This window comes from Flavobacterium ginsenosidimutans, assembly GCF_003254625.1.
GTDB lineage: Bacteria > Bacteroidota > Bacteroidia > Flavobacteriales > Flavobacteriaceae > Flavobacterium > Flavobacterium ginsenosidimutans.
The window spans coordinates 25,670-40,697 of record NZ_QJRJ01000062.1; the positions used below are offsets into that span (position 1 = coordinate 25,670).

A 15,028-nucleotide genomic window follows, 5' to 3' on the forward strand; every position below is an offset into this window, starting at 1 on the left:
GTTTAAATTTGAGGTTTTGACAAAAATTTGTTGTTAAAAATCGAGGTTTTTTTACTTTAAAAAGTTAAATTCGCCATGCACGTAATAAAAATGATTTTTTCGAGTTTAAAAATTAATGTTTTGAGCTCTTGAAATAGTAATAAAAATGTAATTCAAGAAATATGGTTTATAGGTTAATAATAGTATTGTTTTTTTTTAGTTTTGGGGCTTTTGCGCAGGATAATTTTATTAAGCACAAAATTTCGCAAGGAGAGAACCTTTCTGTTATTGCTAAAAAATATGGAGTGAAAGTAAAAGACATTGCAGATGCAAATCCAAATGCTCCGAAAATCCTTAAACTTAACTCAACTCTTTTAATTCCTAATAAAAATAAAAGCACTGCAAAGACAAAAACTAAAAATGTCGAAGTTGCAGTAAATAATGCTCCGTCCAATAATATACCTGGAACTCATGAAGTAGCATCAAAAGAAACTTTGTGGGGTATTTCAAAAAAATATAATGTTTCTGTAGAAGATTTAAAAAAAGCGAATCCTCAACTAGAAACAGAAGGATTGAAAATCGGACAGCAAATTGTTATTCCTTCAGGTATTGTTGCAGTTAATGAAAAACCAGCTGAAAATGCCACGGAAATCGTTTCAACAGAGGTGGAACTTTATAGAGAAGTTAAATCGAAAGAAACCAAATATGGTATTTCTAAAGAATATGGAATTACGGTGGCTGAACTGGTGCGTCAGAATCCATCAATAAAAAAGAAAATGCCAGTTGGATTTCTTTTAACAATACGTGTTCCAAAAGAAAAAGCAGATGCAATTCAAGCAGAAAAAACTTTACAGGAATCAAATGTTTCTTCCCCTTCAAGTCAAATTGCTGAAACTACTCCAGAAATAAAAAGAGATTCTACTTTTGTCAGGACAGGAACTAATTCAGACTTAATAGATCAGCTTATTGCCAATGCAACAGGAAATATTGGAATTAGATACCGATCGGGAGGAACAACAAAAGCAGGTTTTGACTGTTCAGGTTTAATGATTTGTACTTTTAACAATTTCGATATTAAACTGCCTAGAAGTTCCATAGAACAGTCACGCATAGGAACAAAAGTTAGTACTGACGAAGCTCAAAAAGGAGATTTAATTTTCTTTAGAACAAACGGAAGACGACACATTAATCATGTTGGAATGATTGTAGAGGTTTCTGATGGCGAAATTAAATTTGTACACTCTTCTACTCACGGCGGGGTAATGATTTCTTCAACGAAAGAACCTTATTATACAAGAGCTTTTTCTCAAGTAAACCGCGTTTTAAATTAGTATTTTTTATAGAAAAGTACTTTTTAGAGTATCTAAACGGAACGGCTTGTTCCAAAAATCAGATACATATTTGTTCTCTTTAGCCTTTTTGATTTCGTCAATATCTAAAGTCGAAGAAAGAACATAAATTCTAATTTTTTCCTTTATATCTTCTGGCAGTCTGGAAAATTCATCCAGAAACTCAAATCCGTTCATAATAGGCATTTGAATGTCTAAAAAAATAACCAGCGAATTGTGATTTGGATTTTTAACTAGCCAATCAATTCCTTCTTTGCCATTATTGGCTATGTAAAGAGGATTTACATCAAGACCTTTTTTAAGTAGCTTCTTAGTGATAAATTGGTCAATTAAATTGTCTTCTATAATTACAAATTGAGGTTTATACTCCTGCATACGAATTTGGTATTGTTACTATAAATTTACTTCCAATTTTGCTTTCTGAGAAAACAGAGATATCTCCTTTAATATTTTCAACAGCTTCTTTTACAATGTATAATCCTAATCCAGATCCTTTATTTTTGTTTGTTCCAAAGTACATGTCAAAAATATTGGCTTTATGTTCTTCATGAATTCCGATTCCGTTATCAGATATTTCAATTTTATTTAAGCCTTCGCTAAAGTAAGTTTTGATCGTAATAAACATTTCTTGCTTGCTGCAATCTGAGTATTTTATGGCGTTGGAAATCAAATTGTTGATAATTATTTTTAAGCGCAGTCCATCGCTTTCAATTTGATCAACTAATAACTCTTGTGTGAATTTAATTTTGTTAGCATTTTCAATGTGCATTAATTGTAAAATGGCTTCGTTAAACAGCTCTTTTAAACTTACAGGTTCCATGATTATTTCTTTTCTTTTATTTTTAGAATAATCAATAATATCGCTAATGAACTGATCTTGTCGGGCAAGACTTTGATGCATCATCTGTAGATAATTTCGAACTTGCTGTACATCATCCTCTAATGCTGTTATTTCAATGAGCCCTTTTAGTGAAGTAATTGGAGATCTTAAATCATGTGATGCGCTATAAACAAATCGATCCAATTCACGATTTACAATAATAAGATTCTCATTTTTTACTTCGGTTTCTTTTTTTGAAACCAATAATCTTTTTACCATTATAGAATAATAAAGGCAAACACTGCAGATTATAATTAAAATGAAAAAGACATTTGTGATAATTAATAAATCTTTTATTTTTCTTGTTCCTTCTCCCAATGTGTTCGAAAAATTACGCTCATTTACAGTTAGTCGATCACTTATCAAACTAATTTGTTTTAAATAATTTTTCTGATCTTCAACGGTCAAAAGATTGCGTTCGATTTTTGCATTAATCTGCTGGCCAATAACGAATAATTTAAAGATTAATTTATCGCCTTTTCCCCATTCATCTATAGCTTTTGATAAAAAAGAAACCTGCTTGAAATTGTCAAAAAGCCAAATAATATCATTTAAATCTTCTTGGTGATTTCGGCCAATTAAAAGTCCTTTTCGTGCTATTTCATTGTCTCCAGCTTTTAAAAGCGTAATTCTAGCAGTACCATCTCCTTGAGGAACTTTTAACTCTTCTAAATACAATTTCCATTGAGTTGGATTTTTAGTATAGAGATAGTTGATAAGATGCAACGATGCATCTTTTTGTCCTTTAGAATAATGGGATTCTCCATTTACATAAGCTCTGTTAGCAGATAAGATTTTAATGGTAAAAAAATTGATGCAGATTAACAATGCGCATGAAATAAAAACTATTAAAATAAGAATGAAAACATTTGGGAACCGAAAGTTTTTTAATGCTTGCAACTTAGACATAAACTTAAAATTAGTAGGTTAATAATAAAGTGCCTTTTTGCGTATTTTTTGTAAATACAAATAATCTTTTGGGGAGAGAATTTCAATATTTTACATTAAACACTTGTTAATGTAATTTGCCATTTATAAATACGATTAGATTGGTTCTTTCAAATATAGTAAAATTTATCTTATGCTTTTTCTAAAAATTATATTCTAATAATAAAAATATTCTGTAAATAATTATTTCTATTTAATTATTTGTTAATCAGTATTTTGATTGTTTTATTTTGAGGAGATGAATCATTTCGTTATTTAGAATTACTCTTCCATTATTCAATTTTTAGTTGTAAAAAATCAAAAACATATTCATTTAAACAAAACGAAAAAACAATCTTTTTGTTTAAGTATTTAAAAGTTTTTAGAATTTGTTTTTTAAAAGAAAGTCGTAGAATAAAAGCTGTTTTAAAAATTAAAATTTAGCATAAATAAGCAATCTTCTGAAGGCATAGATTGATGGGACATTAGGAAAATAAGTGTCTATTCTCTTTTTGAATTCAGTTGCTAATTCTTCAAATTCTTTTTCTTTTAAGCGCTCTTGATAAACCGTTAAAGTTGAGCCGGAAATAAAATCAAAAAAATCATCTTTTTTAGTCGAAATTAAAGGATATACTTTCTCGTAAAGAACTAAATCTTTACCGCCATTTTCGAAAAGAATTTTAGCATATTCATCCAAAGTCAGTACAGGAGAAGGGCGCGTCCAATTTTTAAGATAAGAAGCAAAAGGCTCTTCTTGAACTAATTGAAAAAGTATTTTGTTGAGAATATTTTCATTTTGCTGAGGCATTTGAACAGCAAGTTGTCCTCCAGGATTAATACGGGAAATAATTTTCGGAAAAAGTTCATAATGATTATCAATCCATTGCAATGCTGCATTGGAGAAAATTAAATCCCATTTAACATCATCTTTAACTTGTTCCAAAATAGGTTTTTCTCTAAATTCAAGATTCTCTTGACTTGGCGCTTTTGCCAGCATTTCTGCTGAATTATCAATACCAAGAACGGTCGGATTGGTAAGTATGTCGAATAATTTTTTAGTCAATTCGCCTGTTCCGCAGCCTAAATCGATAACTTTTAGATTTGGTTTATCAATAATATGACTTGTAAGATCATCAAAAGGTTTAGAACGTTCAGTTTTAAATTCATTGTATTTTTTCGGATCCCAAGTCATACGATTGTTTTTAATTCTAATCTTAAAATTAAGAATTTAAATTTATTAGACCTCTAAAAAACTGAATGCCTCCAAATAATATTGCGCCCCAAAAAATGAATCCAATATTTGAAAGGGTTAAAATAGTTCCGCCAGCAAACCATAATGCGCCATAAATCATATCTTTTCTGGCCTTTGAGTTATGTGCTTCTTGTATTTGATCTTCTATATTTTCAACAACAAGCGTTGCATTTTCAGAACTTAATCCTAGTGCGATCAATACGTTTTTTGTTTCAGAAGCTGATTTTTGCTCATTTAACATTAAGTCTGCGGCATAATTATAAATTTGGTTTGAAATTTCTAAAGAATCTTGGTTAGGGATTTCCATAAATTGGTTGTTTATCTTTGGTTTTTTCTTGATTAGTTGATCAAATATAAATAGTAGAAATTGTATAAGTTTACGGGAAAACGTAAAACGCGAATTTTTCTTAAAAGTTTTTATTACCGTTTGCGTAAGGGATAGAAACGGCATCCTTTTATGGTGGGGTTCACCATAAAAGATATAGTGGATAGCCCGACCCGGAGGGATACGCTCAAAATAATCTAAAAAGATTGGTTTCGGTTTTTAAAGAATTATCGGAATTTAGAATTTGAAGATTTGCATTTCCAAAAAAAGTATATCTTTAACCAACCTAAACCAATAAAAATGCAAGAAAACGACCAAGAAAATTTTAAAAGAGAACTCGGACTCTTAGACGGAACCATGCTTGTGGTTGGGTCTATGATCGGATCTGGGATATTTATTGTAAGCGCCGATATCGCCAGACAAGTTGGTTCGGCAGGATGGCTTACTTTGATCTGGCTTTTGTCTGGATTAATTACGATTATTGCTGCTGTAAGTTATGGCGAGTTGAGTGCCATGTTTCCAAAAGCTGGAGGACAATATGTTTACTTGAAAGAAGCCTATAATAAATTGATTGCCTTTTTGTACGGCTGGAGTTTTTTCGCAGTTATTCAAACGGGTACAATTGCGGCTGTGGGAGTCGCTTTTTCTAAGTTCGCTGCTTATTTGTACGAACCTTTAAGCGACGAAAATGTTCTGTTCGAATTAGGTGCTTTTAAACTTAATGCGGCGCAACTCGTTTCGATTTTTACAATTATTGTACTGACCTTCATTAACAGTCGAGGGGTAAAAAACGGTAAAATTCTGCAAACCGTTTTAACAATCATTAAAATTTTATCCTTATTAGGATTAATCATATTTGGATTAACGCTTGCCGCGAAAGCTTCTGTTTGGGATGCAAACTGGGCAGACGGATGGAGTACACGTTCATTTGATAAAGACAGCGGTTCGTGGCTGCCAATTAGCGGAACAGCTTTGATTTCTGGAATATCTGCAGCGATGGTAGGTTCTTTATTTTCGAGCGATGCTTGGAATGGAGTGACTTTTATTGCGGGAGAAATTAAAAATCCAAAACGTAATGTTGGTTTCAGTTTGTTTCTAGGAACTTTTATTGTGACGATTATTTATGTTTTGACAAATATTATGTATTTAGCTGTAATTCCGTTTGACGAAATCGCTACAGCAAAATTTGATAGAGTTGCGGTTGTGGCTTCAGATTATATTTTCGGAAATATTGGAGCACTGATTATCGCAATTATGATTATGATTTCGACTTTTGCCTGCAACAACGGATTGATCATGGCGGGAGCTAGAGTTTATTATACAATGGCAAAAGATGGTTTGTTCTTCAAAAAAGCAGCTGTTTTAAATAGCTCGAGTGTGCCTGCTTGGGCGCTTTGGGCACAATGTATTTGGGCTTCAGCTTTGTGTTTGACAGGGAAGTATGGCGATTTATTAGATTTTGTAATCATCATCGTTTTGATTTTTTACATTCTAACAATCTACGGAATCTTTATTTTAAGAAGAAAAATGCCAGATGTAGAAAGACCTTATAAAGCATTTGGATATCCGTTTTTGCCAATGCTGTATATTATTATCGCAACAGCAATTTGTATATCATTATTCATAACTAAATTCTCAACTTGTGGATGGGGAGTATTAATTATGGTTGCAGGAATTCCAGTTTATTACTTAACAAAACCGAAAGAAGAATAAGTTTTGTTTCAAGTTTAAAATACTTTATCTATATAAAAAGCGTCTTATAATTTAAGACGCTTTTTTTATTGAAAAATCTTTGTCCTTTATAATTTTAAAGACCCGACAAATCATTATTAATTCTTTCTTCGGTAGGTCTAAGGAAAATCAAGTATATAATAAGTAATACTCCAAATAGTATGAAATCAGGTTTTATGAAAAGAATTATGAAAGCCGCGCCTTCAAGAACTGCCCATCGCATAATTGAAGCTGCTTGATAAATAGGCAGTTTATTTTCGAGTTTTAATTTTGGATCGATTTGTTTTAATTGCATTTTAAATAATGCACAGCTTAAAACAAAGGCTAAAGCTGGAATAGCAAGATATACAATCGAAGAGGAGTCAATAGTAGGAATACGAAGCGTCTCTAATGAGATATCGCCTATAATATAATATGCAATAGCTGTTCCTGCGCAAATGGCAAGATGAATAATTTGTAATGTTTTTATTTTTTCATTCATGATTTGGTTTAGCTTTGAGGTTGGATATGCAAGTTAAGGCTAATTCTTTTAAAATGAATGATTTGATTTAGAGATATTCATCAATAAAAAAAGACACTACATACAACGAAGCAGTGTCTTTTGATGTAAACAATCACAATGAATTTGCTATAAAACAGCAGGTTCAGTAGGTGATTTTATAGTTGAATTAATAATAGACAGCGTTAATGGATCGTTTTCTCCTGAGAAGAAAGCTTCCAAAACTTCCTGAAATATCGGATTTGCATTTTCTACCAAAGAAAACAAAGTCATGCAAGAACGTAATTTTCGAGCATCTAAATCTCCAAAAATTCCGTCAGCCGATTTCATTTTAAAAGTTAAAAGCAATTCTGAGATCTCAATTAAATGTTTTCCTAAGATTGGATGTTCCAAATACTCAGAAGCTTCTTTTAAATCATTAATGGCATAAAGATTTGCTGTATCGCTTTTTCCTAAACCGATAATTTGCGGAAAAATGAACCACATCCAATGTGTTTCTTTCTTCCCTTTTCCGATTTCAGAAAGAGCAGTAAGATAAAGTTTGTTCTGCGCATCTAAGAAGCGTGCTAAATCGTTGTTTGAATAAGCCATTACGGTATTATATTTTTTTAAAAGGTTGCAAAAATAGTAAAAAAGGAAGGTTCAGCCTAATAAAACGTTCATACAATCAGTATTTTAACTTTTTTCGACAGAATTTTCCTCGTAGAGATTAAGCTAATAAATCAGCTAGTTTTTAGTTCTGAATACATTACGTATTACGTTGCGTTTGCCTAAAAGTTAAATTTATTCGGGGTAAAACTTTGCGCGCTGTTTTGGGTACATGATGCTGCCAAAAACTATTGGTAGTTCCCGCCATTAGTAAGAAAGAACCATGATGAAGCGGAATTTCAACCAGCGGAATATCCTTTCGGAATTTGTGACGAAGTTTGAACATTCTCGTTTCTCCAAAAGTGACAGACGCTATAATTGGATCTTTGCCAGAATTGTCTTCACGATCGCTGTGCCAGCCAACGCCATCTTTTCCGTTTCGGTATAAATTTAACAGAAGACTGTTAAAATCAAGTTGGGTTTCTTTTTCAACTCGACTTCTTATTTTTAATAATTCATACGTCCAGTCAGGTCCATTTGGATCAGCTCCTGCATTGTCTTTGTCTTCATACCAAGCAATCATTCTAGGAACGGTATAGGTCTTATCGTAAATTTCCATTTCATATTCTCTCCATTTCGTTTTGCGTAGTATTCTTTCATAAAAAGAATCTGATTCTTCTTTGCTGAAGAAATTTTCAATCAGAATTAGTTCGCAATCCGGAAGATCAAATATTTTTTTACCTCCGTGTCCAGTGGTAAATAATTCGGTATCGCTAAATAGTGTCATAATTTTGATTTTTTACAGCTCTATTTTATTGATTTAGGAAATGAAAAGTTGTTTGTTAAAGAATATTTTTCTCGGATGTTTTTCTGCATAAGCAAAAATTAACTGCTCAATATATTGATTGCTTTTATAAGGCGTAACATAATTTTTTACTTCATCAGAATCATTGATGGCAACATCTCTCGGAATATAGCCCATTCCATGAAAATGACCATTTTCGATCCAAATACAGCTTCTTTCGTCAGTAGAACGTCCTTTGTCTATAATGGCAAAACTTGGTCTGTTATTCAATAAAAATTCAATAGCATTGTCAACTTGTTCGTTATGAAATGAAACGTCTGGCAAAGTTTTTGTGTCATTATTTTGGAAAAAATCACCTTCTTCGGGCCTTGTGTATTTGCAAAAACGATGATCGATTTCAAAATGCTCGGCTAGAGTTCGCAATAAATTAATGCCATCGTATTGACTATTAAATTCATGAATACAAGTCTGAAATTTACTCAATTTACCAACTGCCAAATATTTATAGCCGTTTCGAGCTTCGTATTGATAAATGCCATATTTAGCTTCAAAACGTTTTAAAGCTCTGTTGTAAGTTGGCCAAAGTTTTTTGATTTCGGTGCACTCTAAAAGAAGTGCCATGAGTTCAGTTGCACAGATTTCGAAAGAAATTCCGTGAATATCTCTCAGAAAATGCTGTCTTTGCGAATTGATATTATTTCCTGTAAAATGCGATGTAACCCGTTTTTTTAGATTGATAGCTTTTCCAACATAAATCACTTTTTTAGCTTGATTATAAAAATAATAGACTCCTGGTTTGTCAGGTAAATTATTAAAATCGTCTGCTGGAAGATTTGGAGGCAAGCGCTGATCTTGCGCTGTTTTCTGGATCATTTTATCGATTTCTCCAGCATCATCCCATTCCAATAAAAGCGAAAATAAAAGAGCAGTAGCATCGGCATCTCCGCCAGCGCGGTGCCTGTTCTCTAACGAAATATTTAAAGAATTGCAAAGATTTCCTAAACTATAAGAACCCAACCCAGGCTTAATTTTTCGAGCTGCACGAACTGTACAAAGCTTTTTTGCCGACCATTTAAAACCAGCTTGCTCCAGTTGATGATGAACAAACGAATAATCGAAGTTGACATTGTGTGCAACAAAAACACGATCAGTGAGCATTTCCAAAACTTTCTCTGAAATATCATCAAAAATGGGCGCATTGGCTACCATTTCGTTGTTAATTCCAGTCAATCCAAAAATAGAAGGAGGGATGTCCTGTTCAGGATTTACGAGTGTTTCATAACGATCCAACACATTTGTACCGTCATGAATAATAATGGCAATTTCTGTAATACGGCTTCCACTGGCATTTCCGCCTGTGGTTTCGATATCGACTATGGCATATTCTTGCTTCTTCATTTGTGTATAACGTAAAATGTTCTTTTTCTGTTGTTTAATTAAGCTTTAACTGTAATAACATCTTTAAGGAGAGTAGAAAATTTAGGAGATAATCTATTTTGTTTCATTTTCCATTGTCTTCCTAAAGATTGTACGCCGAATTTAATTTTATTGTTGCCATAACTCCGATTCATTTCATCAATTACTTTCATTAAAGGTTGATGTTTAGGATTTGAAGTGTTGAATAAATTCAGTTGTGTTTCACTATTTGGTGTTAAGCCCATTACAATTACGCCTGCTTTTTTATAGCGATAGCCCTTTTTAAAAATAGCTTTAAATCCTTTTTGAGCAGCTGCATTAAGTTCTATCGTAGAATTGGTTGGAAAATCTGTTGTAATCGTAATACTTCTTGAATAATGAGATTCTTCGTTTTTTATGAAACTAGTCTGTATAAAAACAGTTACCATATTGCAATGACAGTTCTGTCTTCTTAATTTCTCGGCACAAGAAGCTGTAAATGTGCTAATTCGTTCTGATATTTCTTCGTAATTAGTATATCTTTTTTCGAAAGATCTCGTAGTGGCAATCATTTTTCGATCAGTAGCTACTTCTAAATCCAAAGTTGGTTTCCCTTCTAATTCATGTTTTAACCGAAGCCCGACTACAGACATTTCTTTTCTTACCCAAGCATCCGGAAGTTGCGTAAATTCATAAGCTGTATTGATTTTTCTTGCTTTCAGTCGTTTAGCGAGCTTTCGCCCAATTCCCCAAACATCTTCAATTTTTGTCCACTTTAATGCTTTAATTCTTTTTTCTTCAGAATCAATACAATAAACACCTTGCGTACGATCAGCAAATTTTCGGGCAATTTTATTCGCCATTTTAGCTAAAGCTTTGGTCGGAGCAAAACCTATGCTTACGGGAATGCCTGTTCCTTGCGTGACTTCTTTACGCATTTTTAAACCAAGAGTATTCAGATCAAATAAATCATAGCCGGAAAATTTTAGAAAAGCTTCGTCAATACTGTAAATTTCGATTTCCGGAGTATAAGTTTGAAGCAGATTCATGACCCGATTGCTCATATCTCCATAGAGCGGATAATTAGAAGAATAAACAAAAATGTTTTTTTCTTTAAAAATAGCTTCATACTTAAAAGCCGGAATTGCCATTGGTATTCCCAAAACCTTTGCTTCATCAGAACGCGAAATAACACAGCCATCATTGTTAGAGAGAATAACGATAGGTTTTCCTCTTAAATGCGGTTCAAATACTCTTTGGCAAGAAGCATAAAAATTGTTACAATCGACTAAAGCAAACATTTTTAATTTGTTTTTTATTTCTATTTCTGTTTTGTCACCCTGAGCGAAGTCGAAGGGCTTTATCGTATAAAAGGTCTTCGACTTCGCTCAGACTGACAATAACTTAAAAAGTTTTAATACAATGAACTACAATTCCCCAGATCACAAAATTATTTTCTGGAGTCACTTTTATAGGCTTATAATCTTCATTTTCAGCAATAAGCCAGATAATCTCTTTTTCCATTCTGATGCGTTTTACTGTAAATTCTCCATCGATCTGACAAATAGCAATTCTATTATTTTGTGGTTCAAGGCTTTTATCAATAATCAATAAATCACCATCATGGATGCCCACATTTTTCATAGAATGTCCTTTTACTCTTGCAAAATAAGTGGTGTATTTATGCTTGATAAATTCTTTGTTGAGATCAATGGATAATTCTATAAAATCATCAGCAGGCGAAGGAAAACCAGCGCTGATACCAACGTCAAAAAAAGGCAATTTTACTTCCGAACTTATATCTGGAGAGTATAGTTCAATTGATTTTGTGGCATTTATATTGTTCAATTTCGTAATCACTTCAAAAAAAATAATTCGTTGTATAAGGCAAAATTAGTCCAGATAATAACATTTTTAGTATATTTGCTGTTCCAAATTATAACAAATTTATTATGTCCTTATTTTCAGACAACATCAGAGCGTTAAGGGTTAAGCATAAAATATCACAGGAGAAATTAGCTGAAAACCTTAGTATTACCAGAGGAAGATACGTGAAATACGAAGATGGAACTTCGGAAGCACCGTATGATATTCTAAAGAAGATTGCGTTATATTTTCACATGAGTATTGACTTGATATTATCTGTCGATATACGTAAAATTGATGTGCAAAATTTGATAAAACTGGAAGGCAACCGACTTATTTTACCAATTCAAGTGGATAGTTTTGGAGAAAATTATATCGAAATTGTGTCTCAAAAAGCAAAAGCAGGTTACCTCAACGGATACGCTGATCCAGAATATATTGAAAGTTTACAGCAGATTACACTTCCGTTTTTAGGACCTGGAAAACATCGCGGATTTCCCGTTGAAGGCGATTCAATGCCTCCACACGAAGATGGTTCTATTATTATTGGTCGTTATGTAGAAAAACTCGGAGAGGTGATGGACGGCAAAACCTATATTCTTATTACTAAGAATGAAGGAATGGTATATAAGCGTCTCAATAAAAACAAAAAGAACGCTTTGGTTTTAGAATCTGACAACAGCTTTTATCCGAATTATGAAGTGAAAGCTTCTGATATTTTGGAGATTTGGGAATACGAATGTAATATTGGCCGTTCAGATAAAAAACAAGAAATGACAGAAACTGGAGCAATGAAAGATTTGCTTTTAGAATTGAAACGTGAAGTTCGAGAGATTAAGAATAATACTTCGAATGCTTAGAGGTTCATTAACTATAGAAATTAAGAGTAATGATATTTATTGTTTATACAGGCACAGTGAGTTTTATAACAAGAACAGAATTAACACTTGCAGAGTGGGATAAACGATTTCACAAGTTTCTAAGAGTTATTGGTTTTATTAGTGATGAAGAATTTCTGGATGAGTTGCGATTTTCATATCGTGTTGATGACAAAACTGTTGAAGAGATTAATGAAATAATCAGTAAAAAGAGTTTTGTCAGTATTAGAATTACAAACAAAGCTTTTGAAGGTTTTAGATATGCTGAAAATTATTTAGATTTTACAGCTATAGAAGGACAGATTTTATATTTTGAAGATTGGAATTTTATATTTCGGGTGTTTAATAAAGAATATTTTCTTTGGTGTTTTTTAGGCGGAATAGCAGATGTCCAAAGAGAAATTAAATTAAGCGAAGAACACGTCAAAAGATATAAAGAAATTGGTTTAGCACAAATAGATTATTTGATTGATAATTTACAGAAAATGGATTCAACCGAATATGAAAAAGCAATTGTCGAAAATAGAAAATTACTTTAAACCAATATTTTAATGAACATCCAAAACGCCAAAACCGAAGATCATATCCGTTTAACGGAAATCACCAAAAAGTCAAAAGCATATTGGGGATATTCGGATGAGCAAATGGAGAAATGGAATAATAATCTAACAATCACGAGAGATTATATCGAAGAAAATCCTGTTTTTAATTTGATTGATGAAAATCAGATTATTGGCTATTATTCTTATTTAAGATTAGAAAACAATCAGGTAAAACTAGACAACTTATTTATTTTACCTGAATATATAGGAAAAGGATTTGGTTCTTTCTTAATGAATGATTTTTTGGAAAGAATGCGAAATGAAAAATGTCAAAAAATCATTTTAGATTCAGAACCAAATGCCGAACAATTTTACCAGAAAATCGGATTTACAAAAATCGGTGAATTTGAAACTTCCATAAAAAATAGATTCATGCCAATTATGGAAATGAAGCTATAATTCGGGAGTTTATTTTAAATCAATTTTCAATTGCATTTCATTTTTCATATGCAATAATGCTTCAGCATTTCCCATGGCATCATCAACGGGATTATGCGTATGTTCCGTTTTTCGAAGATGTTTCCATTGAGCAAAAGTATCATTTACTAAACCACAGTATAAATCGCCTATTCTTCTTGATGAATATCCAAAAGGATTTCTATTTAAAAAATGATGAAAATACCAGCAGATAAACATCCAGTCAAAACCATTATTATCACTAATAAATATTGGTCTTCCTTTTGAATTTTCTTTTATCCATTCTTCAAAATTTAGCATCACCGTTTTAGGATCATCAAACTCTAAAGTTGTTTCTCTGTCGAAACCTGAAATTGCTAAAGCTTGCGGATCAAACTTATCGGAAATAGGTTTCAGTTTGCCATAAAATGTTTTATCTAATTTGTCATTTACAATGACGGCACCAAAAGATATCATAGAATAATCTCCCGGAATTGGCCCATCTGATTCGATATCTACAACTATATAACTCATTTAATTTTTGATTTGTTTTTCTAACAAACTTAAAATATTAAATAAAGAATAATAGCATTTTATAACAAATTAATAAATTAAAAAACCTTAGCAAATCCTAAACCGTATTGTTGCCCGTTATAAAAAGGCATTATCATAGAAGTAGATTTATTTTCTGCTGATGATTTGAACAATTTTTTAGTGATATACGGATTAATCCAATAAGCAATTTTCGTACTCAAAATCCCGATTCCAGCTCCGGCAGCAACGTCTGTCAGCCAATGACGGTTATTGTAAATTCTGAAAAGGCCAGTTCCTGTTGCAACGGCGTAACCTGCAATTCCGTACCAAATCGATTTGTCTTTGTATTCTTGATATAAAAATTCGGCACCCATAAACGCAGTTGCAGTATGTCCAGAAGGGAAGGAATTATTCGAACTTCCGTCTGGTCTTTCTACATTTGAAACCGATTTTAAAGTCAAAACCGTTGTCGCCATAATAGCGTAGGAAGTCACCAAGATGACAGAACGATCACGCATATTGTTTTTTCCTTTTACACCAAAGGCATTCAAAGCGTAAACAGATGCTGCAGGTGCGTATTGAGAGAAGTCATCAATTGTGATTTTCTCGTCAATATCTTCCGTAACTTCTTCTTTGATTTGCGAGTTAAAACTCAGAAGCTGATGACTTTCCAAACCAATTACACCATAACCAATCAAAATTGATGGAGCAATTAATTGTTTGTAATTGAATTTCAAATTATTTGACGTGCTGTCAATTTTTGCAATGGAATCATTTTGCTGTGCATTCGCAGAAAATAATCCGAACAAAAATAGGAAGAAAATCGTTTTGTAGAACATCTTTCGGGCTGTTATATTTTACAAAATTAACGAATGTTTGAACCTAGTATTTTGTGCTTAATCGAACCTTAAGTGAATATTAATTAATACCAAAATTCAATTATAAAGATATTATATTTTTTTAAAATTTATAAGAATTGTTTTATTTTTTTAACAGTCAGAATATTTTTTTTGAATTTGGAT

The 15,028-nt window shown here is 32.2% G+C and carries 17 protein-coding genes; 5 read left to right on the forward strand and 12 right to left on the reverse strand.

The genetic code is table 11. The features are described from left to right. Positions 1–284 precede the first annotated feature (284 nt). On the forward strand, positions 285–1,310 hold the full coding sequence (locus tag DM444_RS01610) for a C40 family peptidase (RefSeq protein WP_338841066.1): 1,026 nt from the start codon (positions 285–287) through the stop codon (positions 1,308–1,310). A 6-nt stretch (positions 1,311–1,316) separates the two neighbouring features. Here the strand turns inward: DM444_RS01610 and DM444_RS01615 are convergent, their stop codons facing one another. The 4 genes from DM444_RS01615 to DM444_RS01630 form a co-directional block, all read right to left on the reverse strand. Continuing rightward, a complete protein-coding gene (locus tag DM444_RS01615) occupies positions 1,317–1,703 on the reverse strand; it encodes a response regulator (RefSeq protein WP_111283367.1) in 387 nt (128 codons plus the stop codon). Next, on the reverse strand, positions 1,690–3,117 hold the full coding sequence (locus tag DM444_RS01620; RefSeq protein ID WP_111283370.1) for a sensor histidine kinase: 1,428 nt from the start codon (positions 3,115–3,117) through the stop codon (positions 1,690–1,692). The genes DM444_RS01615 and DM444_RS01620 overlap by 14 nt, the downstream gene beginning before the upstream one ends. Before the next feature lie 451 nt (positions 3,118–3,568). Further along, positions 3,569–4,327, reverse strand: coding sequence for a methyltransferase domain-containing protein (locus DM444_RS01625; protein ID WP_111283371.1), 759 nt, complete (start codon positions 4,325–4,327; stop codon positions 3,569–3,571). Between the two features lie 28 nt (positions 4,328–4,355). Beyond that, positions 4,356–4,694 carry a hypothetical protein gene (locus DM444_RS01630; RefSeq protein ID WP_111283372.1) on the reverse strand — a complete coding sequence of 113 codons (339 nt, stop codon included), beginning with the start codon at positions 4,692–4,694 and terminating at the stop codon, positions 4,356–4,358. A 318-nt stretch (positions 4,695–5,012) separates the two neighbouring features. Between DM444_RS01630 and DM444_RS01635 the strand changes: the two genes are divergently transcribed. Continuing rightward, positions 5,013–6,425 (forward strand): APC family permease, encoded by a 1,413-nt coding sequence (locus DM444_RS01635; RefSeq protein WP_111283374.1) that lies wholly within the window; start codon positions 5,013–5,015, stop codon positions 6,423–6,425. Between the two features lie 94 nt (positions 6,426–6,519). On the opposite strand, the gene DM444_RS01640 is transcribed toward DM444_RS01635, so the two are convergent. The 6 genes from DM444_RS01640 to DM444_RS01665 form a co-directional block, all read right to left on the reverse strand. Next, complete coding sequence (locus DM444_RS01640; RefSeq protein ID WP_111283376.1) at positions 6,520–6,924, reverse strand: MFS transporter; 405 nt, start codon at positions 6,922–6,924, stop codon at positions 6,520–6,522. 147 nt (positions 6,925–7,071) lie between these two features. Then, positions 7,072–7,533 carry a DUF1810 domain-containing protein gene (locus DM444_RS01645; protein ID WP_111283378.1) on the reverse strand — a complete coding sequence of 154 codons (462 nt, stop codon included), beginning with the start codon at positions 7,531–7,533 and terminating at the stop codon, positions 7,072–7,074. Between the two features lie 157 nt (positions 7,534–7,690). Continuing rightward, on the reverse strand, positions 7,691–8,317 hold the full coding sequence (locus DM444_RS01650) for an alpha-ketoglutarate-dependent dioxygenase AlkB family protein (protein ID WP_111283380.1): 627 nt from the start codon (positions 8,315–8,317) through the stop codon (positions 7,691–7,693). Between the two features lie 33 nt (positions 8,318–8,350). Further along, a complete protein-coding gene (locus DM444_RS01655; RefSeq protein WP_111283382.1) occupies positions 8,351–9,733 on the reverse strand; it encodes an exonuclease domain-containing protein in 1,383 nt (460 codons plus the stop codon). A gap of 38 nt (positions 9,734–9,771) precedes the next feature. Continuing rightward, the gene (locus tag DM444_RS01660) at positions 9,772–11,031 is read right to left on the reverse strand and encodes a Y-family DNA polymerase (RefSeq protein ID WP_204251657.1); all 1,260 of its coding nucleotides are present in this window, start codon (positions 11,029–11,031) and stop codon (positions 9,772–9,774) included. 103 nt (positions 11,032–11,134) lie between these two features. Next, positions 11,135–11,578: a LexA family protein gene (locus DM444_RS01665; protein ID WP_239455555.1), complete on the reverse strand. Its 444-nt coding sequence runs from the start codon at positions 11,576–11,578 to the stop codon at positions 11,135–11,137. Between the two features lie 104 nt (positions 11,579–11,682). Between DM444_RS01665 and DM444_RS01670 the strand changes: the two genes are divergently transcribed. Genes DM444_RS01670 through DM444_RS01680 form a run of 3 tightly spaced genes read left to right on the forward strand, consistent with a single transcriptional unit; the run spans position 11,683 to position 13,475 of the window. Next, the gene (locus DM444_RS01670) at positions 11,683–12,456 is read left to right on the forward strand and encodes an XRE family transcriptional regulator (protein ID WP_111283385.1); all 774 of its coding nucleotides are present in this window, start codon (positions 11,683–11,685) and stop codon (positions 12,454–12,456) included. Positions 12,457–12,485: 29 nt separating this feature from the next. Further along, positions 12,486–13,013, forward strand: a complete 528-nt coding sequence (locus DM444_RS01675) for a hypothetical protein (RefSeq protein WP_111283386.1) — start codon at positions 12,486–12,488, stop codon at positions 13,011–13,013. 12 nt (positions 13,014–13,025) lie between these two features. After that, complete coding sequence (locus tag DM444_RS01680; protein ID WP_111283387.1) at positions 13,026–13,475, forward strand: GNAT family N-acetyltransferase; 450 nt, start codon at positions 13,026–13,028, stop codon at positions 13,473–13,475. Between the two features lie 9 nt (positions 13,476–13,484). Here the strand turns inward: DM444_RS01680 and DM444_RS01685 are convergent, their stop codons facing one another. Continuing rightward, the gene (locus DM444_RS01685) at positions 13,485–14,006 is read right to left on the reverse strand and encodes a 3'-5' exonuclease (RefSeq protein ID WP_111283388.1); all 522 of its coding nucleotides are present in this window, start codon (positions 14,004–14,006) and stop codon (positions 13,485–13,487) included. Positions 14,007–14,083: 77 nt separating this feature from the next. After that, on the reverse strand, positions 14,084–14,845 hold the full coding sequence (locus tag DM444_RS01690) for a phosphatase PAP2 family protein (RefSeq protein WP_111283389.1): 762 nt from the start codon (positions 14,843–14,845) through the stop codon (positions 14,084–14,086). Positions 14,846–15,028 lie beyond the last annotated feature (183 nt).

Bases quoted from the DNA above. Each gene is read 5' to 3' on its own strand.
- DM444_RS01635 (WP_111283374.1), top strand. From the start codon at position 5,013: ATGCAAGAAAACGACCAAGAAAATTTTAAAAGAGAACTCGGACTCTTA.
- DM444_RS01660 (WP_204251657.1), bottom strand. From the start codon at position 11,031: ATGTTTGCTTTAGTCGATTGTAACAATTTTTATGCTTCTTGCCAAAGA.
- DM444_RS01615 (WP_111283367.1), bottom strand. From the start codon at position 1,703: ATGCAGGAGTATAAACCTCAATTTGTAATTATAGAAGACAATTTAATT.
- DM444_RS01650 (WP_111283380.1), bottom strand. From the start codon at position 8,317: ATGACACTATTTAGCGATACCGAATTATTTACCACTGGACACGGAGGT.
- DM444_RS01655 (WP_111283382.1), bottom strand. From the start codon at position 9,733: ATGAAGAAGCAAGAATATGCCATAGTCGATATCGAAACCACAGGCGGA.
- DM444_RS01625 (WP_111283371.1), bottom strand. From the start codon at position 4,327: ATGACTTGGGATCCGAAAAAATACAATGAATTTAAAACTGAACGTTCT.
- DM444_RS01670 (WP_111283385.1), top strand. From the start codon at position 11,683: ATGTCCTTATTTTCAGACAACATCAGAGCGTTAAGGGTTAAGCATAAA.
- DM444_RS01630 (WP_111283372.1), bottom strand. From the start codon at position 4,694: ATGGAAATCCCTAACCAAGATTCTTTAGAAATTTCAAACCAAATTTAT.
- DM444_RS01680 (WP_111283387.1), top strand. From the start codon at position 13,026: ATGAACATCCAAAACGCCAAAACCGAAGATCATATCCGTTTAACGGAA.
- DM444_RS01690 (WP_111283389.1), bottom strand. From the start codon at position 14,845: ATGTTCTACAAAACGATTTTCTTCCTATTTTTGTTCGGATTATTTTCT.
- DM444_RS01685 (WP_111283388.1), bottom strand. From the start codon at position 14,006: ATGAGTTATATAGTTGTAGATATCGAATCAGATGGGCCAATTCCGGGA.
- DM444_RS01675 (WP_111283386.1), top strand. From the start codon at position 12,486: ATGATATTTATTGTTTATACAGGCACAGTGAGTTTTATAACAAGAACA.
- DM444_RS01620 (WP_111283370.1), bottom strand. From the start codon at position 3,117: ATGTCTAAGTTGCAAGCATTAAAAAACTTTCGGTTCCCAAATGTTTTC.
- DM444_RS01640 (WP_111283376.1), bottom strand. From the start codon at position 6,924: ATGAATGAAAAAATAAAAACATTACAAATTATTCATCTTGCCATTTGC.
- DM444_RS01645 (WP_111283378.1), bottom strand. From the start codon at position 7,533: ATGGCTTATTCAAACAACGATTTAGCACGCTTCTTAGATGCGCAGAAC.